The organism is Cellulomonas sp. P4_H4 (assembly GCF_056400865.1).
Genome location: NZ_JBFUKL010000007.1, coordinates 53,060 through 77,534 on the forward strand (window position 1 = coordinate 53,060; position 24,475 = coordinate 77,534).

Genomic DNA, 24,475 nt, shown 5'->3' on the forward strand with positions numbered 1-24,475 from the left:
CCGGGCCGTCCGGATGACGCGCGGCGCGCCCTCGTACCCGTCGCCACGTCTCGTCGGCTACGTCGTGAGCGCCGGGATCGTGGCCGCGCCGCACGCACCGCAGAAGGCGTCCGAGACTGCCAGGTGGTACCGGACGCACCCGTCGGTCACGCAGGTACGCGTCTCGACGCCGACCGGCCGAGCCTCGGGGGCCTTCTTCGAGGCCTTCTTCGATGCCTTCGGGTCTTGCGCGGGCATCGGCGCCGTGTAGATGGGACCGATCACCTTCGACGCGCCGGCGGGCGGGACGCGCAGCACCGACCAGGAGGTCGGCTGGTGGCACACCACGCAGGTCTTGCTCGTCTGGACCTCGCCCTGCGCGGCGCACGCCGGGTTGGTGCACCGCAACGCTGTGTTGGCCATCGCACCAGCGTAGGGGCCCGTGCACCGGGGAGGCAGGCCGTGCTCGATCGGGTGAGCAGGGTGAGAAAGGGTGTCCCGCCATCCGAACGGCCGGGGCTGAAGGTCCTGTGTTCCAGGGAAGCGGTCCGGAGCGGGACCACGGTCCCGACGGGGCGACATCGCGATGCTGCACGTGTCCGACTGCCTGGCGGGTGTTGCCGCCGTCCGCGCACTGCTGGTGGTTCGCTCCACGACGATCGCACCGGCGCTGCCTACCCTGACGGCATGCCCGCTCCCCGCAGTCGCCAGGCGCGCTACGCCCAGCGGCGCAAGCGTCGGATGGCGGCCGTCGAGCACGACCTGAGCACCGAGCAGTGGGCCGGCCTCGTCGCGGCATGGGGCGGCTGCGCCTACTGCGGGGCCGCCGGCGTGCCGCTCCAGCGCGACTGCGTGCTGCCGATCTCCCGGGGTGGCCGCTACACGCTCGACAACATCGCGCCCGCCTGCGGCTCGTGCAACGCGAGCAAGTGCAACGACGAGGTGACCGGCTGGCTGAGGCGCAAGAGGCTCGACGAGCGAACCTTCCTCGAGCGGCACGTCACGATCCAGGCGGACCTGGCCACGCGGTTCCCCAGACCCGCCACCACCGGTTGACGTCCGTCACGCGGGCAGCGTGGTGCTCGTCAGCTCCTGCGCGACGGCCCACAGACGGGCTGCCGTGTCGGCATCCCGCATCCGACGGTTGAGCCGCGCCGGACCGGTCGGGCCGACGAGGCCGAACCGCCCGCTCGGGCCGTAGTAGCCGCCCGGAACCGCTGCCGGGTCCGCCGCGGCGAAGAGCATCGGCTCCGCCCCTTCCGGGGGCAGCTGCGACGGCACGAACGGGACGCTGCCGATCGGTGAGCGGTGGGTCGACGCCCGACCCAGCGACGCACCGGCCGTCTGCAGGTTGGTGCGCGTGAAACCGGGATGGGCGGCGTTGCTGCGCAGCGACCAGCCCCGTTGCCCCGCGACCGTCGCGAGGTGCCGCGCAAGCAGCAGGTCGGCGAGCTTCGACTGCGCGTAAGCGCGCGTCGGGCTGTATCGCCGACGGCCCACTGCAGGTCGTCGAAGTGGATCCGTCCGGCGTTCGCCACGCCACTGCTCATCGTCGTCACCCGCGGCATCGGGGCCTCGAGCAAGAGCGGGAGAAGGCGGGTCGTGAGCGCGAACGGGCCCAGGTAGTTGCTTCCCATCTGTAGCTCGAAACCGTCCTCGGTCTCGAAGCGACGCGGCGGCGCCATGACTCCTGCGTTGTTGATCAGGGTGTCAAGACGGCCGAGGTCGCGTTCGAGCCCCTCGGTGAACGCGGCGACAGAAGCCAGCGAGGCGAGGTCGACGATCCGGACCTCGACCGAGGCTTCCGGATGGGCGGCGGTGATCTCCGCGAGCGCAATCGCACCCTTCTCCGGGTTGCGCACCGCGAGCACGACGTGCGCACCGGCCGCGGCAAGACGTTCGGCCGCCTCCCGACCGGTGCCACTGTTGGCGCCCGTGACGACCACCGTCCTGCTGGACTGGTCCGGGACCTGGTACATGCGGCACTCCTCGCGTCGACGACCACTCCATCATCGAAGAGCGATGCAGCACGTCGAAGTCTGCGACGTCGCTCCCGCCTGCGGCTCGTGCAACGCGAGCAAAGTGCAACGGCGAAGTGACCGGCTGGTGCGGCGCAAGCGCCTCGACGAGCGGGCCTTCCTCGAGCGGCACGTCAGGATCCAGGCGGACCTGGCGGCGCAGTTCTCAGCCCCCGGGGCGCCCTGGAAGGCGACCGGCAGCTCGACCTCGAGGTCCGACCACAGGTGCGGCCCACGAGCACGGACTGCCGACGCTGGGCCCGGAACGACGAAGAGCCGGGAACCCTGAGGTCCCCGACTCTCTGTCTCCCCGGGACATCCCGAGGATCTGTGCGCGAGGGGGGATTTGAACCCCCACGCCCTTTCGGACACTGGCACCTGAAGCCAGCGCGTCTGCCGTTCCGCCACTCGCGCGCGCCGGAGAACATTAGCACGGTGCGAGGGGCCTCCAGAACACAGCCACGACCGCCGCCGCGCACCACGGGCGGGGTCCGCAGCGGTGGTCGCCTGGAGGTGCGCGACGCCCCATCTCGCGTGCGAGGGTCCCGCGGGTGCAGGCTCCCGGCGCACCCGAACGGGGGTTCACCCGGGCCGCCGCGCGCGTAGGTGCCCACATCCGGGACCCGACGCGCGCGGCCCGGATACCATCAACTCGAAACGTGTGCAGGTCAACCGGCAGTCAGCCGCCAGAGCTTGGTGAAGGAGGTGGGCGTGGGCATCCTCGACAGGTTCGAGAACGGCGTGGAACGGGTGGTCAACAACGCGTTCGCCAAGGCCTTCAAGAGTGAGCTCAAGCCGCTCGACCTCTCCAGCGCGCTGCGGCGCGAGGTCGACGACCGGGCAGCCGTCGTCGGCCGCGACCGGACCGTCGTCCCCAACGAGTTCACGATCGAGCTCGCGACCGCGGACTACGACCAGGTCGAGTCGTGGGGAGCCGAGGCGCTCGCCGACGAGTTCGCGGCGAACGTCACGGACTACGCGGCGAGTCAGCGGTTCGCGTTCGTCGGACCCGTCACGGTGCGGTTCAGCGAGGACACCGAGCTCGAGGCGGCCCGCTTCCGGGTGGTCAGCGCGACCGTGCGCGGTGCTGTTGCACCCGCCGCGGCGACCGCGATGCCGAGCGCCCGCCACCCGCTGGTGGACATCGACGGCCAGCGGTACATCCTCACGGGCCCGGTCACGGTCATCGGGCGCGGCTCCGAGGCGGACATCATCGTCGACGACCCGGGCGTCTCCCGGCGGCACCTCGAGATCAAGGTGACGCCCGACGGGGTCGTCGCGTCGGACATGGGCTCGACCAACGGGCTCTTCGTCGAAGGCCACCAGGTTCCGGCGGCGACCCTGCTGGACGGCAACACGCTGACCATCGGGCGTACCCGGATCCTGTTCTGGACAGGCGGCGACCCGGACCCGGATGAGTGACGCCGGCGCATGAGTGAGCTGACGATCACCCTGCTGCGGCTGGGTTACCTGGCCTTGCTGTGGGTGCTCGTGCTCACGTCCATCGGTGTCCTGCGACGCGACCTGTACGGCACGCGCATCACGGACCGGCGTCGCAAGGCCAAGGCCCTGCAGCCCGCCGGGGTCACCGCCCAGCCGACCCCAGCCCCGCCCCGGCAGTCCAGGTCCACGGGCCCGAGCCGGCTCGTGGTCACCGATGGGCCTCTGCGTGGCACGATCATCCCGCTCGGGTCGTCGGCGGTCCTGCTCGGTCGCGCCCCGAGCTGCACGCTCGTCCTCGACGACGACTACTCGTCGTCGCGGCATGCACGGATCTACCCGCAGGGTGGCCAGTGGTTCGTCGAGGACCTCGGATCGACGAACGGGACATTCGTGGCGGACCAGCGCGTCGAGAGCCCAACTCCGCTGCCGACCGGTACACCGGTCCGCGTGGGACAGAGCGTGCTCGAGCTGCAGAGGTAACCGGTGACCGTCGCACTGAGATATGCGGCACGGTCCGACGTCGGGCTCGTGCGTTCCAACAACCAGGACTCGGCCTATGCCGGGCCGCACCTGCTCATGGTCGCGGACGGCATGGGCGGCCACGCGGGCGGTGACGTCGCGTCCTCGGTCGCGGTGGCCGCGTTCGCGCCGCTGGACGGCGAGTCGCACGGTTCCGACGACGCCCTGGACCAGCTCGAGACCGCGCTGGCCGACGCGCGCGAGGAGATCATCCAGCGCAGCGAGACCGACCCTGAGCTCTCCGGCATGGGCACGACCGTGCTGGCGATCCTGCGCGCGGGCAACAAGCTCGCGATGGTGCACCTCGGCGACTCGCGCGGGTACCTCATGCGCGACGGCGTGCTCAGCCAGGTCACCACCGACCACACGTTCGTGCAGCACCTGGTGGACATCGGGCGGATCACGCCCGAGGAGGCCGAGGTACACCCGCAGCGCTCGGTCGTCATGCGGGTGCTCGGCGACTTCGACCCCGACGTCGCGCCGGACCTGTCGGTGCGTGAGGCGCGCCCGGGCGACCGCTGGCTGCTCTGCTCGGACGGCCTGTCGGGCTTCGTCAGCGCGGACACCATCGAGGAGACGCTCGCGACGATCGACGACGTCGACTCGTGCGCGGACCGGCTGGTCCAGCTCGCACTGCGTGCGGGAGGCGGCGACAACATCACCGTGGTCCTCGCCGACGTCATCGAGCTGGACGACGTCGCGGACGGCCAGGGCCCGACGACGCACGCGTCGATCGTCGGTGCCGCCGCGATCACCCGCAACGACCCCACGGCCGCCGACGACGGCCCGGCCGCACGTGCTGCAAGCCTGACCAAGGCGCCGCGCGAGACCGAGGACGAGCCCGAGGAGTCGTCGGTCGAGGACGACGACGAGGACGAGCCCGAGCCCCGACGGCGCTGGGGCCTCGTGGTCGGCTGGGTCGTCGGCATCGTCGTCGTTCTCGCCGGCATCGGCCTTGCTGTCGCGTGGATCAACACGCAGTACTACGTCGGGGTCGACGGCAACGAGATCACCATCTTCCGCGGCGTGCCGCAGAGCCTGGGACCGATCGAGCTGTCGTCGCCGATCGAGCACTCGGGCACGGACGTCGACGACCTGCGCTCCGCATACCTGCGCGAGCGCGTCCTCCAGACGATCCAGGCCGACTCCCTGGACGACGCCCGCGAGCAGGTCGTCATGCTGCAGGACGACACGAGCTCGTGAGCATGCACTCGAGCACGCGCACGAGCCGGACCGTGGGCCGGCGCTGATGGCCACCGTCCAACCGCACCGCGTGCGTGCTGGTCGCGGTGTCGAGCTCGGGCTGCTGGTCCTCGCGCTCGCCATCGGTGTGGCGTCGTACGCGCTCGTCGGCATCGGGACGACGGACAAGGTCCCGCCCGACGTCATCGAGTACAGCATCGGGATGGCCGTGCTCGCGTTCGGCATCCACCTCGTGCTGCGCTGGCGCGCACCGTTCGCGGACCCGGTGATCCTGCCGATCACCGTCGCGCTGAACGGCATCGGCCTCGCCATGATCTACCGGATCGACTTCGCGTACGAGGCGCGCGGTCGTGACCACGGCTTCGCCGACCGGCAGCTCGTCTGGACCGCGATCTCGGTGGTTCTCGCAGCCGCGGTCCTCATCCTGCTGCGCGACCACCGCACCCTGCGGCGCTACACCTACACCGCAGGCATCGCCGGTCTCGGCCTGATCCTGCTCCCGCTCGTCCCGGGCATCGGCGTGCTGATCAACGGCGCGCGCATCTGGGTGCGCGTGGGCGGCGTCGGCTTCCAGCCCGCGGAGTTCGCCAAGATCGCGTTCGCGGTGTTCTTCGCCGGGTACCTGGTCACGCACCGCGACGCGCTCGCGCTCGCCGGTCCCAAGATCCTCGGCCTGCAGCTGCCCCGCGCGCAGGACCTGGGCCCGATCCTCGTCGTGTGGGCCGCGTCGGTCGCGGTCCTCGTCCTCGAGCGGGACCTCGGCACGTCGCTGCTGTTCTTCGGCCTGTTCGTCGCCATGCTCTATCTCGCCACCGAGCGACTGTCCTGGGTGGTCATCGGCCTCGGCCTGTTCGTCGCCGGGGCCGTCCTGGCTGCGAGCGCGTTCTCGCACGTCGGCGCCCGGTTCGACGCCTGGCTGCACGCGTTCGAGCCCGAGGTGTTCGACAAGGCCTACGGCGGCTCGGGCCAGCTGGTGCGTGGCCTGTTCGGCATGGCGAGCGGCGGGCTGTTCGGCACGGGCTGGGGCGAGGGCCGCCCGGACCTCGTGCCCTTCGCGGAGTCCGACTTCATCGTCGCGTCGCTCGGCGAGGAGCTCGGCCTGACCGGTCTGATGGCGATCCTGCTCTGCTACCTGATCCTCGCCCAGCGCGGCTTCCGCACCGCGATCGGGGTACGCGACGGGTTCGGCAAGCTCCTCGCCGGCGGCCTGGCGTTCATCGTGGCCCTGCAGACGTTCGTCGTCGTAGGCGGCGTCACGCGCGTCATCCCGGTGACCGGTCTGGTGACCCCGTTCATCGCGTACGGCGGCTCGTCGCTCGTCGCCAACTGGATCATCGTCGCGCTGCTCCTGCGGATCTCCGACGAGGCCCGGCGGCCGGCGTCGAACGTGCGCGTCCCCACGCCGATCTCGGGTGTGCCGGTCGTCAGCGGGCGCAGCTCGGGCGGCGGCGGGGACCAGCCCACCGAGGTCATCGGCAGGCAGGGATGAACACTCCTCTGCGCAGGCTGGCCACGGTCGTGATGGTCATGTTCGTCGTGCTCATGGGAAGCGCGTCGTGGGTCCAGTACGTCAAGGCGGACACCCTCAACAACGACAACCGGAACGTGCGTGGCCTGTACCGCGAGTACGGCAACGCACGTGGACCGATCGTGGTCGGTGGCGAGGCCATCGCGTTCTCGACGCCCGTCGACGACCCCTACGGCTACCTGCGCCAGTACACCGGTGGTGCCACGTACTCGGCCGTGACCGGCTTCTACTCGATCGTCAACGGCAAGTCCGAGCTCGAGAACGCGGCCAACGCCGAGCTGACCGGCCGGGGCGACCGGCTCTTCTTCAGCCGGATCCGGGACCTCATCACGGGTCGCAAGCCGGAGGGCGCCGCGGTCGAGACGACGATCAACGCGGCGGCTCAGGCGGCCGCGGTCGCCGGGCTGGGTGACCAGCAGGGCGCGGTCGTGGCGATCGAACCGTCGACGGGCCGCATCCTCGCGCTGGTCAGCACGCCGGGCTTCGACCCGAACACCCTGGCGACGCACGACACCACGGCCGCGAGCGCGGCGTACCAGGCGCTCGCCGCGGCGCCCGGCAACCCGCTGCGCAGCAACGCGATCAAGGAGCGGTACGCACCTGGCTCCACGTTCAAGCTGGTCACCGCCGCGGCGGCCCTCGAGAGCGGGCAGTACACGTCCGAGTCGACGCTGCCCGCACCCCACGAGCTCGACCTCCCGCAGACCTCCGCGACGATCGGGAACTTCGGCGGGGGCGGGTGCGGGTCGGACCCGGTCACGCTCGCGAACGCTCTGCGCATCTCCTGCAACACGGCCTTCGCGCAGCTCGGGATGGACCTCGGTGCGGACGCGCTGCAGGCGCAGGCGGAGAAGTTCGGGTTCAACGACCCGGGCCAGACGATCCCGATGCTCGTCGTCGAGAGCGTGTTCCCCGACGACCTGAACGCACCGCAGACCGCGCAGTCGGCCATCGGCCAGCGTGACGTGCAGGCCACGCCGTTGCAGATGGCGATGGTCTCCGCGGCGATCGCCAACGGCGGGAAGCTGATGACGCCGTACGTCGTGCAGACGGTGCGCTCGGCGGACCTCAAGGTGGTCACCGAGACCAAGCCGACCCTGTACTCGACGGCGGTCTCTCCGGCGACGGCCGCGTCGCTGACGCAGATGATGATCGGCGTCGTCGACTCCGGCTCCGGCACCGCCGCGAAGATCCCGGGTGTGCAGGTGGCCGGCAAGACGGGCACCGCCCAGACCGGCACCGACCAGGCGCCGCACGCGTGGTTCACGGCGTTCGCGCCGGCCGACAACCCGCAGGTCGCGGTCGCGGTCCTCGTCGAGCACGGCGGCAGCCTCGGCAACGAGGCCACCGGCGGGCGCGTCGCCGCCCCGATCGCCAAGGCCGTCATCGAGGCGGTGCTGGGCTCATGAAGACAGCCGCCGGTGTGGCCCTGGGAGAGCGGTACCGCCTCGTCCGACAGATCGCGGTCGGAGGCATGGGCGAGGTGTGGGAGGCGCACGACGACGCCCTCGCGCGTCCGGTCGCCGTGAAGGTGCTGCGCTCGGAGTTCGCGGGCGACCGCGGGTTCCTCGAGCGGTTCCGCACAGAAGCGCGCAACTCGGCGTCCCTGTCGCACCCCAACATCGCGCAGCTCTTCGACTACGGCGAGCAGGACGGTTCCGGGTTCCTCGTCATGGAGCTCGTGGTCGGCGAGCCGTTGTCCGACCTGCTCGAGCGCGAGCCCGTGCTGCCGACCCGACGCCTGCTGCCGATCCTGGCGCAGACGGCCCGCGGACTGCACGCGGCGCACGTCGCCGGCGTCGTGCACCGCGACGTGAAGCCCGGCAACATCCTGCTCGGCCGTGGCGGCCGCGTGAAAATCACCGACTTCGGCGTCTCCCTGGCCCGCAACCAGGTCACGATGACCGCCACCGGCATGGTCATGGGCACGGCGCAGTACCTCTCGCCCGAGCAGGCGGTCGGTCATGCCGCGACCCCGCTGTCCGACCTGTACTCGCTCGGGATCATCGCGTACGAGGCGCTCGTCGGGCACCGCCCGTTCACCGGTCCGACGGCGGTCGACATCGCCGTCGCGCACGTGAACAACCCGGTCCCGCCGCTGCCCTCGAGCGTGGACAAGTCCTTGGCCGATTTGGTGCTGCGGCTCCTCTCCAAGGAGCCGAGCAAGCGCCCGCAGTCGGGCGAGGAGCTCGCGTCACTGCTCGACAAGCTCGTCCCGCGGACGCCGCCCACGGGCGTCCCGGTGCTCGTGGTGCAGCCGACGCGGCCGCCGGACGCCTTCGCGACGGCCGCGACCTCGTCTGCACCGGCCGTGCCGCCCCCGTCGTACCCACCGCGGCGGACCCGCAGGCTCGAAGAGCCGGCGACGCCGCGCAGGTCCCACCCGGTTCCCCCCAGTCCGCCCGGCCGTCGCTGGACCTGGCCGTTCCTCGTCCTGTTCCTGCTGCTCATCGCCCTGCTCGGCGCGTTCGTCGCGGACAGGATGCTGCAGGCGGACGCCCCCACGACCGGGACGACGGTGCTGGTGGCGGGCGCACCGCCGGGCGACACCGACCCGCGCACGAACCTCGCCCGATACGCTCCTGACGAGGGTGAGGATGCGATGATCGGCCAGAACGGTCGTGCCCAGAACCGTCAGGACGATGGTGCGACGTATGACCTCGCCGCGTCGGCAGCAGTAGTCGGCCCGGTATCAACGGAAGCAGAGGACGCCTAGTGGTGGACGACGGATCCCGGATCCTCGCCGGTCGGTACGAGGTCGGCGAGCTCATCGGGCGTGGTGGCATGGCCGAGGTGCACATCGGCCACGACACGCGACTCGGTCGCACGGTGGCCATCAAGATCCTGCGTTCCGACCTGGCCCGCGACCCCAGCTTCCAGAACAGGTTCCGTCGCGAGGCACAGTCCGCGGCGGCGCTGAACCACCCGGCGATCGTGTCGGTCTACGACACCGGCGAGGACGTGTTCACCGAGCCGACCGGCGTCGTGGCGCACGTGCCGTTCATCGTCATGGAGTACGTCGAGGGCCACACGGTCCGGGACATCCTCCGCGACGGTCACGCCGTGCCGATCGAGGAGGCCGTCGACATCGCGGCCGGCGTCCTGTCGGCGCTCGAGTACTCGCACCACGCGGGCATCGTGCACCGTGACATCAAGCCCGCCAACGTCATGCTCACGCCGACGGGCGCGGTCAAGGTCATGGACTTCGGCATCGCCCGGGCCGTGGCCGACTCCGCCGCGACGATGACGCAGACGCAAGCCGTCATCGGCACCGCGCAGTATCTGTCGCCCGAGCAGGCGCGTGGCGAGACCGTCGACGCCCGCTCCGACCTGTACTCCACGGGCTGCCTGCTGTTCGAGCTGCTCACCGGCCGCCCTCCGTTCACGGGCGACTCCCCGGTGGCCGTGGCCTACCAGCACGTCCGTGAGGCCGCGCCGGTGCCCAGCTCGTTCGCGTCCGACGTGCCCGACACCCTGGACCGGATCACGCTCAAGGCGCTGGCCAAGGAGCGCGACTCGCGCTACTCGTCCGCCGCCGAGTTCCGTGCCGATCTCGAGGCAGCCGTCCGCGGCGGCGTCGTCACGGCACCCGCAGTCGGAGCCGCGGCCGCCGCCGCTCTCGTGGCTGCGTCGGCCGGCGAGACGACGCAGATCATGGCGCCGCCGCCCGCGCAGACCCAGACGCTCCCGGCCGCGGTCACACCGTGGGCAGCAACCGGGACGCCGACGGACCCGAACGAGGACGAGGAGTCCCGCAGCAGCAAGGTCTGGCTGTGGGTGCTCATCGGGGTTGCCCTGCTGGCCGTCGCCGGAATCCTCTACCTCCTGCTCAACCAGGACGACGAACCCAAGACGGTCGCGGTCCCCGACGTGACCAACCAGCTGGCGGCAGCAGCGCAGGGTGTGATCGAGGGGGCGGATCTCGTGTGGGGGACGCCTGTCGAGGCGGCCAACCCGACGATCCCCAAGGGCGCCGTCATCAGTACGGACCCCGCAGCCGGCGAGCAGGCTGAGGTCGGCTCCACGGTCGTTCCGACGATCTCGTCGGGACCGGGCACGGTCCCGGTTCCCGACGTCTCCGGGAAGACGGAGCAGGAAGCCACGACCGAGCTCACCGCAGCCGGGTTGACCGTGAACCCGACGCGGCAACCCGAGGACAGCCCTGACTTTGCGCAGGGGCAGGTCACGAAGACGGACCCGCCCGCCACGACCGTCCTCGAGGAAGGTGCGCAGGTCACGCTCTTCGTGTCGACGGGCAACGTCGCGGTCCCGGACGTCGTCGGCAAGACCAAGCAGGAGGCGCTCGACCTGCTGAACGCGCAGAAGCTGACCGGCAACACCTCCGAGGTGCCGTCCACACAGCCGGTGGGAACGGTCATCGCGCAGGACCAGGCACCGGGCACACCGGTCAAGCAGGGGCGCACCATCAACCTGCAGATCGCGATCGCGCCGACCACGACGACCGTCCCGGACGGCCTGGTGGGCATGACCTTCGGCGAGGCCGTCCAGGCCCTGGCCGCGGTGAACCTGACGAACGTCAACCGGATCGACGACGCGTCCGACGAGCCCAAGGACCAGGTGCTCTTCACCGACCCGACGTCGGGCACCGAGGTGCCGTTCGACCAGCAGATCGACATCCACGTCTCGCTGGGTCCGCCCGACAAGAACAACAACGACAACGGGGGCACCAACCCGTAGCGCACGCACGACGAAGGGGCCGTCCCACGCCGGGACGGCCCCTTCGTCGTACTCGAGCGCCGGGCCGCTGCTCAGAGACGGACGAGCGGGTGCAGCCCGGCGGATCGCGCGACGGCCTCGTCGTCGCCGCAGATCTCGAGCCAGTTGGCGAGCAGCCGGTGGCCGCCCTCGGTCAGCACGGACTCGGGGTGGAACTGCACGCCGTACAGAGGGAGGCTTCGGTGCTGCAGGCCCATGATGATGCCGGGGCCTTCGTGCGAGGCGACGGTCGCGGTGACCTCCAGCTCGTCCGACACGGTGTCGTTCACGACCGCGAGCGAGTGGTACCGCGTGGCGGTGAACGGGTCGGGCAGGCCGGCGAGCACGCCCTCGCCCTTGTGCTCGATCTGGCTCGTCTTGCCGTGCATGAGCTCCGGCGCGTGCGTCACGACCCCGCCGTAGACCTCACCCAGTGCCTGGTGCCCGAGGCAGACTCCGAGCATCGGGATCCCGGACGCGGCACAGTCACGGATGACCTGCAGGCTCTCGCCGGCTTCACCCGGGTTGCCCGGGCCGGGAGACACGAGGACGCCGTCGAAGCCAGTTCGCTCGGCGAGCGGGGGGACGGCGTCGTTGCGCACGACGACCGTCTCGGCACCGAGCTGGTTGAGGTATCCGACGATCGTGTAGACGAACGAGTCGTAGTTGTCGATCACCAGGATGCGCGTCATGTCACTCACCTACGGTCGTCTCGTTGAACGGCATGTGCGGCGCCAGCGCGGGGAACACCCAGACGAAGCAGACCGCGAGGACGGCGAACGCGGCGACCGCGAGGATCAGCACGCGCACAGCCCAGGGTCCCGGCAGGTGCCGCCAGAGCCATCCGTACATCAGCAGGCTCCCATCATGATGCGCCGCCGGCGGTTTCTGAAACGAGTTCCGCGGGAACCCCGTCCGAGGCCGGAGCCCAGTAGTCCAGGACGCCGTGCACGATGAACCGCTGGCGGGCCGAGAACATCGGGTGGCAGGTGGTCAGCGTGATCATCCGCTCGGTCGGTGTCGCGCCTGGTTCGTTCGGGACCGGCGCGATCACCTGCACGTCCGAGGGCGCGACGATCTGCGTCGACGTCACGCGGTAGACGTACCAGATGTTGTCCGTCGTCCGGACGACCAGCGGGTCGCCCACCTGCAGCTCAGCCACCCGGTTGAACGGCTTGGCGTACGTCGTGCGATGGCCCGCGATCGCGAAGTTCCCGATGCCGCCCGGCATCGCGGTGCCCTCGTAGTGACCGATGCCGAGCACGTCGAGCACGGTCGCCCGGTCGGTGCCCTGGCTGATGGGACGCTCCGGCTCGCCCGTCCAGCGCGGCACCTGGAGCGTGGCGAACGTCGTCGCATGGGCCGGCTCGGGCATCACCGGCGGCTCGTCGTGCCGTGGGGTCGCGATCACCGGCCCGGCGGTCGCTCCGTCGGTCGCCGTGGGCAGCGGTTCGAAGGGCAGCTCGGCGACGATCTCGGCCTGCGCACGGTTGCCGACGACGTCGGTCCACCAGAGCTGCCAGACCAGGAAGGCGAACAGCAGGACTCCGACGGTGATGAGGATCTCGCCGATGACACCGATCGTGCCGAGGACAGCGCTGCGCGTCCGGCTCACGACACCTCGTCCTGACCGGACCGCTCGCGAGCGCGGCTCGACCGTTCGCGCTCGCGCGCCGCGGCAGCGTCGAGCCCGGGCAGGATCTCGGTCCCCTCCGGAACCTCCGCCTGCTCCAGGTCCGTGGCACCCGAGTACGCCGAGAGCTGCAGCGGGGACGAGCCGCTCGACTCCGAGACCGACCAACCCAGGCCGAGCAGGCCCGCGTCCCGCACGAAGTAGCGCACCTGGGGCGACGCGTCCAGCGCCCTGCGGAGCCGGTCCGGGTCTCCGATCGCACGGATGTCGTACGGCGGCGAGTAGATCCGTCCGTGCAGCCGGAGCACGTTGCCGGCGCAGTGGATGGCGCTCGTCGACACGACCCGCTGGTCCATGATCTCCATCGCCTCGGCGCCACCGGCCCACAGCGCGTTCATGACGGACTGGATGTCCTGCTGGTGCACCACGAGGTCGTCCGGGCTGACGTCCTCACGACGAGGCGAGTCGGCCGGCGCGTCGTTGAGGCGAACGGTCAGGCCCGGTCCCTGCACAGCGATCTGGCCGCCCTCGACCAGGTAGCCGAGGCTCGGGTCGGCCACGTCGGCGCCGGTCTGCGAGTTCTCTGCGTCCGTCAGCTCGGCCACGTCCGCGTGCAGGTCGTCGACCTCGGCGGACAGTCGCTCGACTCGGCTCTCCTCGACCTTCGCGAGGTCCGCCAGGTCCTGCGGGTGTCGCTCGCCCGAGCCGTGCGCGAACTTCGCGTTGGCGGCGAACAGCGCACCCGAGAGAGCGAGCACGAGCGCCACCGACAGGGTCCCGCGCGCGATCAAGCGCCGGGCCCGGTGCGGATGGTCGTTCACGTTCGGCTCCTGAACGGTCAACAAGCGGCGCCGAGCGGGGAGAGGAGGTGCCGGCGACCACTACGCTAGGTCACGATGTGCCGACTCCGTGACGATGCGGGGCTCGACGCACCAATGATCGCCCGCCCGCCGACCGCCGCGTCACCGCCCGGTCTCCCCGTGGTTCACCGCCACGCACCCCGTTGGACAGGAGTACCCCGACGTGCCTGAGTCGAGCTCACGCAAGAAGGCCACGTACATCCCGCCGCCTGAGAAGTCGTCCGGGCCGAAGGTCAACCCGCCGTGGTTCCTGCCGGTCATGGTCGGCCTGATGATTCTCGGGCTGGTCTGGATCGTCGTCACCTACCTGACGCAGTCCCAGTACCCGATCCCGGGCATCGACCAGTGGAACCTGCTCATCGGCTTCGTGTTCATCATCGCCGGGTTCGGCATGACGACGCGCTGGCGCTGATCCACAGACTTCCGACAGGCGCCGTCCACAGCCGTGGGCGGCGCCTTCGTCGTCCCCAGGGGTGTACAACCCTGTGGATAACTACAGGCGTGTAACTTACACCGCGCGGTCAGACGACAGGGGTGGCGTCGAGGTCAGTAGAAGACGTCGAACATCGAGTACTTGACCAGCGCGGCGCCGACCAGGACGACTGCCAGGACGGCCGGTGCTGCGAAGGCGACGACTCGTCGACGCTCCTTGGGCGCGTACGCGTAGGCGGCCGCGAGCAGACCACCGGTGACCAGACCGCCCAGGTGCGCCTGCCAGGCGATGCCCGTCGCGAGGAAGCCGATCGCGAAGTTGATGACGATCAGGGTGATGATCCCGCGGTAGTCCCCGCCGAGCCGGTGGGTGACCACCAGGGCCGCGCCGAACAGTCCGAACACCGCACCCGACGCTCCGACGCTGAACTGCGCCATAGCGGACAGGTCGGGAGCGAGCAGCACCGACCCGACAGAACCGCCGACGGCACTGAGCACGTACAGCGTCAGGAAACGGGCACGGCCCAGCGACTGCTCCAGCATCGGTCCGACGATCCACAGCGCCACCATGTTGAACACGATGTGCATGTAGTTCGTGGTCGAGTGCAGGAACGCGACCGTCAGGAACCGCCACGGCTCGAAGTAGCCGACGGCCGGCGAGAAGATCCAGCGCGCGGTCCAGTCGGGGCTCACCAGCTGCAGGACGAAGCTGACCACGCACATGCCGATGAGCGTGAGCGTGACCACCGGCCGGCCCGGTCGGTTCACACCGCCGAAGACGGTGCGTGTGCTCGGGACCGCACGAGCCGCCTCGGCGACGCAGTCGACGCAGTGCACGCCGACGGAGGCCTGTCGCTGGCAGTCCGGGCAGGTGGGCCGGCCGCACCGCTGGCACCGCACGTACGACACCCGGTCGGGGTGGCGCGGGCAGACCGGCGGTGCGGCCTGCGCACCGTAGGGGGACTCGCTGATGGTGGTCTCAGTCCTCGATGTCGATCGAGTGCAGGACGACATCCTCGACCGGACGGTCACCGGGACGCACCCGGGTGGTCGCGATCTTGTCGACGACGGCACGGCTCGCGTCGTCGGCAACCTTGCCGAAGATCGTGTGCTTGCCGTTGAGGTGCGGGGTCTTGGTCACGCTGATGAAGAACTGCGAGCCGTTGGTGCCGCCGACCGTCCCGGTGGTCGGGTTGAGGCGCTTGCCCGCGTTGGCCATGGCCAGCAGGTAGGGCTCGTTGAACACGAGCTCGGGGTGGATCTCGTCGTCGAAGGCGTAGCCCGGGCCGCCCGTGCCGGTGCCCAGCGGGTCACCGCCCTGGATCATGAAGCCGTCGATCACCCGGTGGAAGATGACGTCCTTGTACAGGGGGTCGGTGCGCGGCTCGCCCGTGGACGGGTCGGTCCACGGCTGCGTGCCGGTGGCGAGGCCCACGAAGTTGGCCACGGTCTTCGGCGCGTGGTTCGGGTAGAGCTCGATCCGGATGTCTCCGGCGGTCGTGTGCAGGGTTGCAAACATGCGCCCAGTCTGGCATGCGGCACCCACGGGTTCGGCTGTGAACCGCAGATGCGCAGACCAGCGGGCCTGCAACGGAGCCCGCACGGTGGCAGAGTGGGAGGTCAGTGCAGCCGACGAGCCTGGAGCCTGATATGCCCTTCACCACGCGCCGCCCGAACATCGATGTCGATACGGAGAGGATCAAGGACCAGGCAGCCGACCTGGGCGCCGCGATCGCCGACGCGGCGAACAGCGCGAAGGAGACCGCGAGCGTCGCGGCCGGCAAGGCCGGCGAGGCTGCCGTGCAGGCGAAGGAGTGGACGGGGCCGAAGGTGGAGGCGTTCGTGGACTGGCTCCTGCCGCGCCTCGACCATCTGTACAAGGAGTCGGTGAAGGCGGCCGCACCCAAGGTCGAGGCCGCCGCCGACGCCGCGGGTCCGGCGATCGACAACGCGCACGAGAAGCTGGTCGACGACGTGCTGCCCAAGGTCGTCGAGGCGCTGCACCAGGCCGCCTTCAAGGCCGGCGAGCTGGCGGAGCGTGCTGCGGACCTCGCCGCCGACAAGGCTGCGGTCGCGAGTGCGGCCGTAGCCGCCGCGGCAGCCGAGCAGACCAAGAAGAGGCACACCGGTGCCAAGGTCTTCTGGTTGGTCACCGCCCTGCTCGCGATCGGTGCCGGCGTGGTCGCCTGGAGCCGGTCCCGGTCGAACGTGGACCCGTGGGCCGAGCCGTGGGAGCCCGTCGACTCGACCTCCGACGTCCACGGTCGGGTCGCCGAGGCCGCGGACGCCGTGGGTGAGGCGGCGGGTTCAGCGGTCGCCGGAGCGCGCAAGGCTGCCAGCAAGGTGAGCGACGCGGCAGGCTCGCTCACCGAGAAGGTCACCGACGCGACCGAGGACCTGACCGAGAAGGTCGCCGACGCGACCAAGAAGGTCACGCGCCGACCGGCCAAGCCGAAGGAAGAGCCGACGGTCGAGCCGGAGGAGCCGACGACTCCGGAGATCTGACGCTCAGATTTCAGGACGACCCCCGGATCCGTCGGACCGGGGGTCGTTCTGTGTCTGGAGGCCCGAGGGCTCAGGCGCTGTGCACGGGCCGGACGCGCTCGCCCATCTCGCCCAGCTGTTCCTTCATCTCCTCGACGCTCAGGTTGTGCTCGACGCGCGGCGAGTAGAGCATCGAGCTCACGATGGCGCCCGTGGCGCCGATCGCGAACGCGTCGCTCACGTGGCTGACCAGGCCGGCGCCGCCGGAGGCGATGACCGGCAGCGAGACCGCCTCGGTGATCATCCCGGTGATGTCCAGGTCGTAGCCCGCACCCGTGCCGTCACGGTCGATGCTGTTCACGACGATCTCGCCGGCACCGAGGTCCTGCCCGCGACGCGCCCACTCGACCGCGTCCATCCCGGTGAAGGTCCGGGCGCCGTCGATCGCGATCTCGTAGCCGCTGGGGATGCTCGCCGTCTTCTCCACACGCTTGACCTGCATGCTCAGCACGATGCACTGGCGGCCGAACTCCTTGGAGCCCTGCGTGATGATCTCGGGATTGCGCACGGCCATCGAGTCGATGCTGATCTTTTCGGCGCCGGCCCGCAGCACCAGGTGCATGTCCTCGAGCGAGCGGATGCCACCGCCCACGGTCAGCGGCACGAACGTGCGGTGCGCGATCCGCCGCACCATGTCGAGGTCGATTTGCCGCTTCTGCGCGCTCGCCATGATGTCGTACGTGACGATCTCGTCGACGTCGTCCCGGTAGAGCCGGTCGGCGAGCTCCGCGGGGTCGCCGACGTCGATGTTGTCCTGGAACTGCTGCGCCTTGGTGACCCGACCGTCCTTGACGTCGAAGCAGGCGATCAGTCGGTTAGCGAGCATCGGACACCTCCAGGTCGCAGAAGGCCTTGAGCACCTGCAGGCCCGCCCGCGCGCTCTTCTCGGTGTGGAACTGGGTGGCCATGATGTTGCCGCGCGCGACGGCCGCGGCGAACGGCCGGCCGTAGGTCGTGACGCCGACGAGCGTGTCGTCGTCGGTGGGCACGGCGTAGTACGAGTTGACGAAGTAGTAGTAGCCGCCCGGCGTGAACGACCGCGCGAACGGGTGGTCGCCGCGCACCTCGACCGTGTTCCAGCCCATGTGGGGAACCCGGACCTCGGTGTTGTCGAACTGCCGGACGGTGCCCTTGAGCCAGCCGAGGCACTCCTGGTCGTCCTCGGCGCTGTGCTCGAAGAGGACCTGCAGGCCCACGCACACGCCGAGGAAGCCGACGCCCTCACCGACGACCTTCTCCGTCAGGTGCCCGATCCAGCCCTCGTCGCCGAGCGACTCCATGGTCACGCCGGCCGAGCCGACCCCGGGCAGGACGTACTTGTCGACGTCGGCGCACTCGGAGGGCTTGGTGACGAGCTTGTGCGGGACGCCGAGATGACCGAGCGCGTAGGCGACGCTCTGCGAGTTCCCGGTGCGGTAGTCGATGATCCCGATCACTGCTCGATCCTAACGTCGCAGGTCGACGCCACCGGGTGGGCGTCCATGACCGCCTCACCCCAGGAACAGGGCGCGCAGCCGTCTCGTCGTGAAGGTCAGGCCGAGCGTGATCATGACGAGGAAGTACGCCACGTGCTCGAGCATCTGTGGGTCGACGACGCCGAGCGTCAGTCCGCGCACGAGCTCGACAGCCTGGTAGAGCGGGAGCGCCTTGACGATGCCCTGCAACCACCCGGGGTAGACGGTGACCGGGTAGAACGTCGCGGAGAACAGGAACATCGGGAGCATCACGAAGTTGATCCAGTCCATCTGCTGGAACGTCTTCATGTAGCTGGTGACCGCCATGCCGAGGCTGGCGAACCCGAAGGCCACCAGAAGCACGGCGGGTACGGCCAGTACGGCCGACCAGGCCAGGTTGAGGCCCATGACCTGCATCACCGTGAGGAAGCCGACCGCGTACGCGCCACCCCGCAGGAGGGCCGTGAGGATCTCCCCGAACGCGACGTCGAGCGGTCCGAGCGACGTCGTGAGCATGGCGTCGTACAGCTTGCCGAAGTGCATCTTGAAGAACACGTTCCACGTGGAGTCGTAGACCGCGCCGTTCATCGCGCTCACGGCCAGCAGGGCGGGCGCGATGTACGCCGCGTAGGGGACCGAGCCCCCCGTCGGCAGCTCGACGTCGCCGATGTACGTGCCGAGCCCGACGCCCATCGCGAACAGGTAGAAGACCGGCTCGAAGAAGCCCGAGAGCATCACGAGCCAGTTGGTGCTCCGCGTCGCCTGGAGCCCTCGCGCCACCACCGACCGGGCGTTGCGGGCATAGAGCGCCCCGACGCTCCCGGCTCGGCGGGGCGTGAACGTGTCGACGGCCATCAGCGCAGCCTCCGTCGGAAGATGCGGTGCGCGAGCACCCAGCCCACGACCGTGTACGCGACGAGGACCGCGTAGTGCCAGCCGACGGGCCATGAGCCCGGGGGCAAGCCGTACGACAGGGACCGCCCGATCTCGCTCGCGTGCCAGAGCGGCGAGATCCAGCCGATCCACTGCAACCAGACGGGCAGCGTCGCGAGCGGGAAGAACGTCCCGGAGAACAGGAACATCGGGGTGAAGATGAACCGGCCGACGAGCGCGAACTGCCCCTTGTCCTCGGTGATCGTGGCCGCATAGCTCATCAGCGGGAGCCCGAACGCCATGCCTCCGAGCACCCCGACCAGCGGCATCCACGCGGCGCCCCACGGATCACCGACCGCCCCGAACGCGACCATCAGCACGTAGTAGGCCGTCGTCGTGAAGATCATCCGGAAGAAGACCGCGAGGATCAGGCCCGACGCGATCTGACCCGGCTCGACCGGGGACGCGTTCATCCCCCAGAAGATCCGACGCCACTTGAAACCCGCCATCACCACGAACGTGAACTCGTCCTGAGCGACCGTCAGTCCGGCGGTCGCGAGCAGGGCCGGTGCGACGAACAGCAGGTAGCTGACCGGACCGTTCGCGCCTTCGGCGATCGGCTGGTCGAGGAACGTGGCCAGGCCGAGACCGATGCCGAGCAGGTACAGCGTGGGGCTGCCGACGCCCGTCATGAGGATCGTCCAGCCATATGCCCGCATGGCACGGAACTGGTGCTCGGCGATGTACCAGGCGCCGAACCGCCGGACCCGGATCGCGCTCGCGAGCTCCGTCTCGCGCTCGGAGACCGCCGTCATTCGATCAGGCTCCGTCCCGTGAGCCGCAGGAACACGTCCTCGAGGCTGGACCGCCGCACCAGGCTCGTCGTCGGGTGCAGCCCGAGGTCGGCGACGCGTTCGAGCACCGCCTCACCGTCGTCGGCGTAGAGCAGCACGCGGTCGGGCAGCAGCTCCATCCGGTCGGTCAGGCCGGCCATGCGCTCCGAGGCCGACTTGTTGTGGTCGGAGCCGAACCGCAGCTCGACCACCTCACGGGTCGAGTACTCGCGGATCAGCTGGGACGGACTCCCCTCGGCCATGATCCGGCCCTTGTCGACGACGACGAGGCGGTCGCAGAGCTGCTCGGCCTCGTCCATGTAGTGCGTGGTGAGCACGAGCGTCGTGCCGCGCTCCTTGAGCCGGAACAGCCGGTCCCACAGGACGTGGCGGGCCTGCGGGTCCAGGCCGGTGGTCGGCTCGTCGAGCATGAGGATGCGCGGCTCGTTGATGAGGGCCCGGGCGATGGTGAGCCGGCGCTTCATGCCGCCCGACAGATCGTCCACCTTGGCGGTCCGCTTGTCGTCGAGCTGCGCGAACGTCAGGAGCTCGTCGGCCCGCGTGCGGCACACCGCGCGCGGGATGCCGAAGTAGCGGCCGTAGACGATCAGGTTGTCCCGGACGCGCAGCTCGGTGTCGAGGTTGTCCTCCTGCGGCACGACGCCGAGCCGGGAGCGGATCTCCGGTCCGTGGGTGTCCGGATCAAGTCCGAGCACGCGCAGGTCACCCGCCGTGCGTGCCGAGACGGCGCCGATCATCCGCATCGTCGTCGACTTGCCCGCGCCGTTGGGGCCGAGCAGCCCGAACGACTCTCCCGGCGGGACCTCGAAGTCGATCCCGTCCACCGCCGTGAAGTCCCCGAACCGCTTGGTCAGGCCGCTGGCAGAGATGACGGGAGCGCTCACGTCGCACCACGGTAGACGCGACCCCCGACACCTGCTGCACGAATACTCGCCGACGGGCATTCCCTTTGCCCTCGCCCGGCCCGACCGGCACGCTTCGACCCATGACCACCCTCGAGGACCTCTGGCCGCTCGCTCGGCTGCGTGTCACCTGCGGAGACCTGTCCCTGGAGTTCCTCGACGACGAACGCCTGGTCGCGCTCGCCGCGCTCGCGGGCGAGGGCATCCACGGGGACACCCTCCCGTTCACGACGCCGTGGTCGGTGGGGACGCCGTCGGAGGTCGCCCAGCGGGTGCTCGCCTACCAGTGGGGGCTGCGCGGCCGGCTGGTGCCCGAGGACTGGAACCTCGAGCTCGCGGTCGTCCGCGGCGGCGAGGTGCTGGGCGTGCAGGGCGCGATGGCCAAGGACTTCGTCGGGGCCAGGACCGCCGAGACCGGATCCTGGCTCGGGCGCCGGCACCAGGGCAAGGGTCTCGGTACCGCGATGCGGCAGATGATCCTGCACCTGTTGTTCGAGGGGTTCGACGCCGAGGTCGCGACGACGGCCGCATGGTCGGACAACCCCGCGTCGCACGGGGTCACCCGGAGGCTCGGCTACGTCCCCAACGGCGTCGACCGTCTGCTGCGGGAGGGACAGCTCGTGGAGAGCAACCGCTTCACGCTGACGCGCGCCGGGTGGTCCGCGCAGAACCACCCGGCGATGACGATCGACGGTCTCGACGCCGCCCGTGAGCAGCTCGGGATCCCCTCCGCCTAGCTGGCCAGGGCACGATCCGGCGCGACCGCGTGCGGTGCGTCGACCGGAGGAGCACCCGCGGCGCGGCGGCGGCGGATCCACTTGTCGACCTCGACCACGATCGGCAGGACCAGCGCGAGCCCGAGGCACGCGAGCCACTCGCCGCCCGAGAGCGACTGTGTGAGCAGCCCCTTCTGCATGAAGGGGAGCTCGGTGGACGCGATGATCAGGATCACGGGGATCACGAGCACCTTGAGCGCCGGGATGATCGGGGCACTGAGCCCGCTCGTCGGCTCGCGGCGCATGACGAGTCCGCTGAACACGGTTCCGAGGCCGAGCACGACGTAGCACATGGTCATCGACGCGCTCGCGACGTCCGTGTGCAGCTCGTCCGGTCCGGCCACGAGCGGGATGAAGCTGATCACGAAGAGGACCAGGCCGTACATGAGCCAGCGGATGATCGCGGGCCGGTTGGTGATCGGCACCTTCGGGTCGCGCGGCTTGCGGCTCATGATGTGCGGGTCGCCGGCGTCGAGAGTGATGGCGATGACCGGGAAGATGGCGATGAAGAAGTTGAGGAACAGGACCATCAGCGGGGTCAGGGCGACGCCGTCGTTGACGTCGAACGCCGTGGCTGCGAGGAACAGGATCACCAGGGAGAGCAGCTGGCTCATCTGGTACCTGATGTACGAGACGATCTTCTCGTAGATGGTTCGCCCGAGCTCGACCGCGTGCACGAGCGTCCCGAAGTTGTCGTCGGTGAGCACCATGCGGGCGGCCTGCTTGGTCACCTCGCTGCCGGTGCCCATCGCGACACCGATGTCTGCCTGCTTCAGGGCCGCGGCGTCGTTGACCGCGTCACCGGTCATCGCGACGATCATGCCCTCCTCCTGCATGACTCGAGCCAGCCGCAGCTTGTCCTCGGGGGAGACGCGGCCGAACACGTGCAGGTTGGGCAGCAGGCGTCGCAGCTTCTCGTCGGTCATGGCCTGCAGCTCGGCTCCGCTGATCGCGCCCGGCCCCAGCCCGAGGGACTCGCCGATCGCGTTGGCCGTCACCGCGTGGTCGCCGGTGATCATGCGGACGTCGATACCGGCCTTCAGCGCGATCTCGACCGCGGCCTTCGCCTCGGGGCGCAGCGGGTCGATGATCCCGACGAGCCCGACGAAGCCCAGTCCCTGCGTGAGTGACATCGGGTCGCTCGTCATGGTCTCGAGCTCGCTGTCCTCGACGAACCGCGCGGCGAACGACAGGACCCGCAAGCCCTTCGCCCCCATCCCCGCGTTCACGGCCTCGATCTCCGGAAGCACGCCGGCCAAGGGGACACGCTTGCCGCCGGCGAGCGCGCCGGCCTCGGTGCAACGGGCGAGCACCACGTCCGGGCCACCCTTGACCAGCAGGACGACCCGCGACGTCCCGTCGACGTCGATCCTGTGGAACGTCGCCATGAACTTGTACTCGGAGTCGAACGGCACCTCGGCCAGCCGCGGGTACTCGCGACGCGAGCTCTCGGCGTCGACCCCCAGCTTGGCCGCCAGCACCACGAGCGCGGCCTCGGTCGGGTCGCCGACGACATCGCCCTCGTCGGACACCGTCGCGTCGCTGCAGAGCACGAGACCGTAGGCGAGCCTGCTGAAGTCGGGAACGGGGTCCCCGGCGACACCACGGATCTGACCGGACTTGCGGTATCCCTCGCCCTCGACCGCGTAGGTCTTGCCGCCGGACCAGAGGGTGGAGACCATCATCTGGTTCAGGGTGAGCGTTCCGGTCTTGTCGGTGTTGATCGCGCTCGTCGCGCCGAGCGTCTCCACGTCCGTGAGGTTCTTGACCACGGCCTTGGCGTTGGCGAGCTGCTTCGCGCCGTACGAGAGCATCGCCGAGACGAACGTCGGCATCCCCGTCGGGATCGCCGAGATCGCCATCGCGATACCGAGGAGCAGAACCTGCTCGCCCGGAACCCCGCGCAGGAGACCGACGACGACGATCACCGCGACCGCGCTCCACGCGATCACGCCGAGCACCTTGGTGAGCGAGTCGAGCTCACGCTGCAGCGGCGACCGGGTGCGGGTGACCGAGGTCAGCATCGTCGCGATCTGACCCATCTGCGTCTGCATGCCGGTCGCGGTGACCACCATGCTTGCCGTGCCGCGCGTGACCGACGTGTTCTGGAAGACCATGTTGGTGCGGTCGCCAAGGCCGACGTCAGGAGACGACAGCGCTGAGGCGTCCTTGGCGATCGGCGCGCTCTCTCCGGTGAGCGCCGCCTCCTGCGTCTCAAGAGTCGCCGAGCGCAGGATGCGCCCGTCCGCGGGGACGATGTCGCCGGCCTCGACCTGGATCAGGTCGCCCACGACCACCTCGGTCGCCGGGATCAGCAGGAGCGTCCCGCCACGGACGACCTTGCACTGCGGCACCTGCATCTTCGAGAGTGCGTCGACGCTGGCCTGGGCCTTGAGCTCCTGGCTGGTACCCAGGACCACGTTCAGGACCACGAGGAACACGACCACCAGTCCGGTCGACACCTGGTCGATGAGGATGCTGACCAGCGCGACGGCCACGAGCATGATGTTCATCGGGTCGCGCAGCTGCTGGAGCGCCACGGTCCACACCGAGGGCGGCTTCTCGCCCTTGATCTGGTTCGGCCCGTCGGCCGCCAACCGCTGCGCTGCCTCGTCGACGCTCAGCCCTTGGTCACCGTCCGCCCCCAGTGCCGCGAGCACCTCCGCCGCCTCGGCCGCGAACGGCGCCTCCACAACCCCAGTTGCACCCATGGACCGCTCCGTCTGAATTGTCGAGAACGC

The 24,475-nt window shown here is 70.0% G+C and carries 25 protein-coding genes, 1 tRNA gene and 1 pseudogene; 11 read left to right on the plus strand and 16 right to left on the minus strand.

The window, feature by feature from the left end:
- Positions 1–57: 57 nt before the first annotated feature.
- The gene (locus tag AC1DPN_RS17510; protein ID WP_477086055.1) at positions 58–402 is read right to left on the minus strand and encodes a hypothetical protein; all 345 of its coding nucleotides are present in this window, start codon (positions 400–402) and stop codon (positions 58–60) included.
- A 264-nt stretch (positions 403–666) separates the two neighbouring features.
- Between AC1DPN_RS17510 and AC1DPN_RS17515 the strand changes: the two genes are divergently transcribed.
- A complete protein-coding gene (locus AC1DPN_RS17515) occupies positions 667–1,035 on the plus strand; it encodes an HNH endonuclease (RefSeq protein ID WP_477086056.1) in 369 nt (122 codons plus the stop codon).
- Between the two features lie 6 nt (positions 1,036–1,041).
- Here AC1DPN_RS17515 and AC1DPN_RS17520 read toward each other — a convergent pair whose 3' ends face one another.
- The 3 genes and pseudogenes from AC1DPN_RS17520 to AC1DPN_RS17530 all read right to left on the minus strand — a co-directional run bounded on the left by AC1DPN_RS17520 (position 1,042) and on the right by AC1DPN_RS17530 (position 2,411).
- Positions 1,042–1,479 carry a Rossmann-fold NAD(P)-binding domain-containing protein gene (locus tag AC1DPN_RS17520; RefSeq protein ID WP_477086180.1) on the minus strand — a complete coding sequence of 146 codons (438 nt, stop codon included), beginning with the start codon at positions 1,477–1,479 and terminating at the stop codon, positions 1,042–1,044.
- A gap of 74 nt (positions 1,480–1,553) precedes the next feature.
- Positions 1,554–1,958: pseudogene (locus tag AC1DPN_RS17525) on the minus strand (SDR family NAD(P)-dependent oxidoreductase); the annotation flags it as partial.
- Between the two features lie 370 nt (positions 1,959–2,328).
- A tRNA-Leu gene (locus AC1DPN_RS17530) sits at positions 2,329–2,411 on the minus strand.
- A 297-nt stretch (positions 2,412–2,708) separates the two neighbouring features.
- Between AC1DPN_RS17530 and AC1DPN_RS17535 the strand changes: the two genes are divergently transcribed.
- Genes AC1DPN_RS17535 through pknB form a run of 7 tightly spaced genes read left to right on the plus strand, consistent with a single transcriptional unit; the run spans position 2,709 to position 11,388 of the window.
- Positions 2,709–3,419, plus strand: a complete 711-nt coding sequence (locus AC1DPN_RS17535) for an FhaA domain-containing protein (RefSeq protein WP_477086057.1) — start codon at positions 2,709–2,711, stop codon at positions 3,417–3,419.
- A 9-nt stretch (positions 3,420–3,428) separates the two neighbouring features.
- Positions 3,429–3,920, plus strand: coding sequence for an FHA domain-containing protein FhaB/FipA (locus AC1DPN_RS17540; RefSeq protein ID WP_477086058.1), 492 nt, complete (start codon positions 3,429–3,431; stop codon positions 3,918–3,920).
- 3 nt (positions 3,921–3,923) lie between these two features.
- Positions 3,924–5,162, plus strand: a complete 1,239-nt coding sequence (locus AC1DPN_RS17545) for a Stp1/IreP family PP2C-type Ser/Thr phosphatase (protein ID WP_477086059.1) — start codon at positions 3,924–3,926, stop codon at positions 5,160–5,162.
- A gap of 46 nt (positions 5,163–5,208) precedes the next feature.
- Positions 5,209–6,651, plus strand: coding sequence for an FtsW/RodA/SpoVE family cell cycle protein (locus AC1DPN_RS17550; protein ID WP_477086060.1), 1,443 nt, complete (start codon positions 5,209–5,211; stop codon positions 6,649–6,651).
- Complete coding sequence (locus AC1DPN_RS17555; protein ID WP_477086061.1) at positions 6,648–8,099, plus strand: peptidoglycan D,D-transpeptidase FtsI family protein; 1,452 nt, start codon at positions 6,648–6,650, stop codon at positions 8,097–8,099. The genes AC1DPN_RS17550 and AC1DPN_RS17555 overlap by 4 nt, the downstream gene beginning before the upstream one ends.
- Positions 8,096–9,406, plus strand: a complete 1,311-nt coding sequence (locus AC1DPN_RS17560) for a serine/threonine-protein kinase (RefSeq protein WP_477086062.1) — start codon at positions 8,096–8,098, stop codon at positions 9,404–9,406. The genes AC1DPN_RS17555 and AC1DPN_RS17560 overlap by 4 nt, the downstream gene beginning before the upstream one ends.
- The gene (pknB, locus tag AC1DPN_RS17565; RefSeq protein ID WP_477086063.1) at positions 9,406–11,388 is read left to right on the plus strand and encodes a Stk1 family PASTA domain-containing Ser/Thr kinase; all 1,983 of its coding nucleotides are present in this window, start codon (positions 9,406–9,408) and stop codon (positions 11,386–11,388) included. The genes AC1DPN_RS17560 and pknB overlap by 1 nt, the downstream gene beginning before the upstream one ends.
- Before the next feature lie 71 nt (positions 11,389–11,459).
- Here pknB and AC1DPN_RS17570 read toward each other — a convergent pair whose 3' ends face one another.
- The 4 genes from AC1DPN_RS17570 to AC1DPN_RS17585 are packed head-to-tail and all read right to left on the minus strand — an operon-like array spanning position 11,460 to position 13,860.
- On the minus strand, positions 11,460–12,098 hold the full coding sequence (locus AC1DPN_RS17570; RefSeq protein ID WP_477086064.1) for an aminodeoxychorismate/anthranilate synthase component II: 639 nt from the start codon (positions 12,096–12,098) through the stop codon (positions 11,460–11,462).
- Between the two features lies 1 nt (position 12,099).
- The gene (locus AC1DPN_RS17575) at positions 12,100–12,258 is read right to left on the minus strand and encodes a hypothetical protein (RefSeq protein ID WP_477086065.1); all 159 of its coding nucleotides are present in this window, start codon (positions 12,256–12,258) and stop codon (positions 12,100–12,102) included.
- Positions 12,259–12,271: 13 nt separating this feature from the next.
- Positions 12,272–13,021: a class E sortase gene (locus AC1DPN_RS17580; RefSeq protein ID WP_477086066.1), complete on the minus strand. Its 750-nt coding sequence runs from the start codon at positions 13,019–13,021 to the stop codon at positions 12,272–12,274.
- On the minus strand, positions 13,018–13,860 hold the full coding sequence (locus tag AC1DPN_RS17585) for a DUF881 domain-containing protein (protein ID WP_477086067.1): 843 nt from the start codon (positions 13,858–13,860) through the stop codon (positions 13,018–13,020). Before AC1DPN_RS17585 ends, AC1DPN_RS17580 begins: the two co-directional genes overlap by 4 nt.
- Positions 13,861–14,062: 202 nt before the next feature.
- Between AC1DPN_RS17585 and AC1DPN_RS17590 the strand changes: the two genes are divergently transcribed.
- Positions 14,063–14,311, plus strand: coding sequence for a cell division protein CrgA (locus AC1DPN_RS17590; RefSeq protein ID WP_477086068.1), 249 nt, complete (start codon positions 14,063–14,065; stop codon positions 14,309–14,311).
- A gap of 134 nt (positions 14,312–14,445) precedes the next feature.
- Here AC1DPN_RS17590 and AC1DPN_RS17595 read toward each other — a convergent pair whose 3' ends face one another.
- Both AC1DPN_RS17595 and AC1DPN_RS17600 read right to left on the minus strand, forming a co-directional pair.
- Positions 14,446–15,099: a rhomboid family intramembrane serine protease gene (locus AC1DPN_RS17595; RefSeq protein WP_477086069.1), complete on the minus strand. Its 654-nt coding sequence runs from the start codon at positions 15,097–15,099 to the stop codon at positions 14,446–14,448.
- 211 nt (positions 15,100–15,310) lie between these two features.
- Positions 15,311–15,850, minus strand: a complete 540-nt coding sequence (locus tag AC1DPN_RS17600) for a peptidylprolyl isomerase (protein WP_477086070.1) — start codon at positions 15,848–15,850, stop codon at positions 15,311–15,313.
- Between the two features lie 131 nt (positions 15,851–15,981).
- Between AC1DPN_RS17600 and AC1DPN_RS17605 the strand changes: the two genes are divergently transcribed.
- Positions 15,982–16,836: a hypothetical protein gene (locus AC1DPN_RS17605; protein ID WP_477086071.1), complete on the plus strand. Its 855-nt coding sequence runs from the start codon at positions 15,982–15,984 to the stop codon at positions 16,834–16,836.
- A gap of 70 nt (positions 16,837–16,906) precedes the next feature.
- Here AC1DPN_RS17605 and hisF read toward each other — a convergent pair whose 3' ends face one another.
- Genes hisF through AC1DPN_RS17630 form a run of 5 tightly spaced genes read right to left on the minus strand, consistent with a single transcriptional unit; the run spans position 16,907 to position 20,940 of the window.
- Positions 16,907–17,701 (minus strand): imidazole glycerol phosphate synthase subunit HisF, encoded by a 795-nt coding sequence (gene hisF, locus AC1DPN_RS17610; RefSeq protein WP_477086072.1) that lies wholly within the window; start codon positions 17,699–17,701, stop codon positions 16,907–16,909.
- Positions 17,691–18,311, minus strand: coding sequence for an imidazole glycerol phosphate synthase subunit HisH (gene hisH, locus AC1DPN_RS17615; RefSeq protein WP_477086073.1), 621 nt, complete (start codon positions 18,309–18,311; stop codon positions 17,691–17,693). Before hisH ends, hisF begins: the two co-directional genes overlap by 11 nt.
- Positions 18,312–18,365: 54 nt before the next feature.
- Positions 18,366–19,184 carry an ABC transporter permease gene (locus tag AC1DPN_RS17620; protein WP_477086074.1) on the minus strand — a complete coding sequence of 273 codons (819 nt, stop codon included), beginning with the start codon at positions 19,182–19,184 and terminating at the stop codon, positions 18,366–18,368.
- Positions 19,184–20,017 carry an ABC transporter permease gene (locus tag AC1DPN_RS17625; RefSeq protein ID WP_477086075.1) on the minus strand — a complete coding sequence of 278 codons (834 nt, stop codon included), beginning with the start codon at positions 20,015–20,017 and terminating at the stop codon, positions 19,184–19,186. The genes AC1DPN_RS17620 and AC1DPN_RS17625 overlap by 1 nt, the downstream gene beginning before the upstream one ends.
- Positions 20,014–20,940: an ABC transporter ATP-binding protein gene (locus tag AC1DPN_RS17630; protein WP_477086076.1), complete on the minus strand. Its 927-nt coding sequence runs from the start codon at positions 20,938–20,940 to the stop codon at positions 20,014–20,016. Before AC1DPN_RS17630 ends, AC1DPN_RS17625 begins: the two co-directional genes overlap by 4 nt.
- A gap of 101 nt (positions 20,941–21,041) precedes the next feature.
- On the opposite strand from AC1DPN_RS17630, the gene AC1DPN_RS17635 reads away from it, so the two are divergent.
- The gene (locus AC1DPN_RS17635) at positions 21,042–21,695 is read left to right on the plus strand and encodes a GNAT family N-acetyltransferase (protein ID WP_477086077.1); all 654 of its coding nucleotides are present in this window, start codon (positions 21,042–21,044) and stop codon (positions 21,693–21,695) included.
- Here AC1DPN_RS17635 and AC1DPN_RS17640 read toward each other — a convergent pair.
- The gene (locus AC1DPN_RS17640; RefSeq protein ID WP_477086078.1) at positions 21,692–24,445 is read right to left on the minus strand and encodes a cation-translocating P-type ATPase; all 2,754 of its coding nucleotides are present in this window, start codon (positions 24,443–24,445) and stop codon (positions 21,692–21,694) included. The two genes, AC1DPN_RS17635 and AC1DPN_RS17640, sit on opposite strands and share 4 nt — an antisense overlap.
- Between the last annotated feature and the right edge of the window lie 30 nt (positions 24,446–24,475).

Bases quoted from the DNA above. Each gene is read 5' to 3' on its own strand.
- AC1DPN_RS17510 (WP_477086055.1), bottom strand. From the start codon at position 402: ATGGCCAACACAGCGTTGCGGTGCACCAACCCGGCGTGCGCCGCGCAG.
- AC1DPN_RS17515 (WP_477086056.1), top strand. From the start codon at position 667: ATGCCCGCTCCCCGCAGTCGCCAGGCGCGCTACGCCCAGCGGCGCAAG.
- AC1DPN_RS17540 (WP_477086058.1), top strand. From the start codon at position 3,429: ATGAGTGAGCTGACGATCACCCTGCTGCGGCTGGGTTACCTGGCCTTG.
- AC1DPN_RS17550 (WP_477086060.1), top strand. From the start codon at position 5,209: ATGGCCACCGTCCAACCGCACCGCGTGCGTGCTGGTCGCGGTGTCGAG.
- AC1DPN_RS17555 (WP_477086061.1), top strand. From the start codon at position 6,648: ATGAACACTCCTCTGCGCAGGCTGGCCACGGTCGTGATGGTCATGTTC.
- AC1DPN_RS17560 (WP_477086062.1), top strand. From the start codon at position 8,096: ATGAAGACAGCCGCCGGTGTGGCCCTGGGAGAGCGGTACCGCCTCGTC.
- AC1DPN_RS17570 (WP_477086064.1), bottom strand. From the start codon at position 12,098: ATGACGCGCATCCTGGTGATCGACAACTACGACTCGTTCGTCTACACG.
- AC1DPN_RS17575 (WP_477086065.1), bottom strand. From the start codon at position 12,258: ATGTACGGATGGCTCTGGCGGCACCTGCCGGGACCCTGGGCTGTGCGC.
- AC1DPN_RS17600 (WP_477086070.1), bottom strand. From the start codon at position 15,850: ATGTTTGCAACCCTGCACACGACCGCCGGAGACATCCGGATCGAGCTC.
- AC1DPN_RS17605 (WP_477086071.1), top strand. From the start codon at position 15,982: ATGCCCTTCACCACGCGCCGCCCGAACATCGATGTCGATACGGAGAGG.
- hisF (WP_477086072.1), bottom strand. From the start codon at position 17,701: ATGCTCGCTAACCGACTGATCGCCTGCTTCGACGTCAAGGACGGTCGG.
- AC1DPN_RS17620 (WP_477086074.1), bottom strand. From the start codon at position 19,184: ATGGCCGTCGACACGTTCACGCCCCGCCGAGCCGGGAGCGTCGGGGCG.
- AC1DPN_RS17625 (WP_477086075.1), bottom strand. From the start codon at position 20,017: ATGACGGCGGTCTCCGAGCGCGAGACGGAGCTCGCGAGCGCGATCCGG.
- AC1DPN_RS17635 (WP_477086077.1), top strand. From the start codon at position 21,042: ATGACCACCCTCGAGGACCTCTGGCCGCTCGCTCGGCTGCGTGTCACC.
- AC1DPN_RS17640 (WP_477086078.1), bottom strand. From the start codon at position 24,445: ATGGGTGCAACTGGGGTTGTGGAGGCGCCGTTCGCGGCCGAGGCGGCG.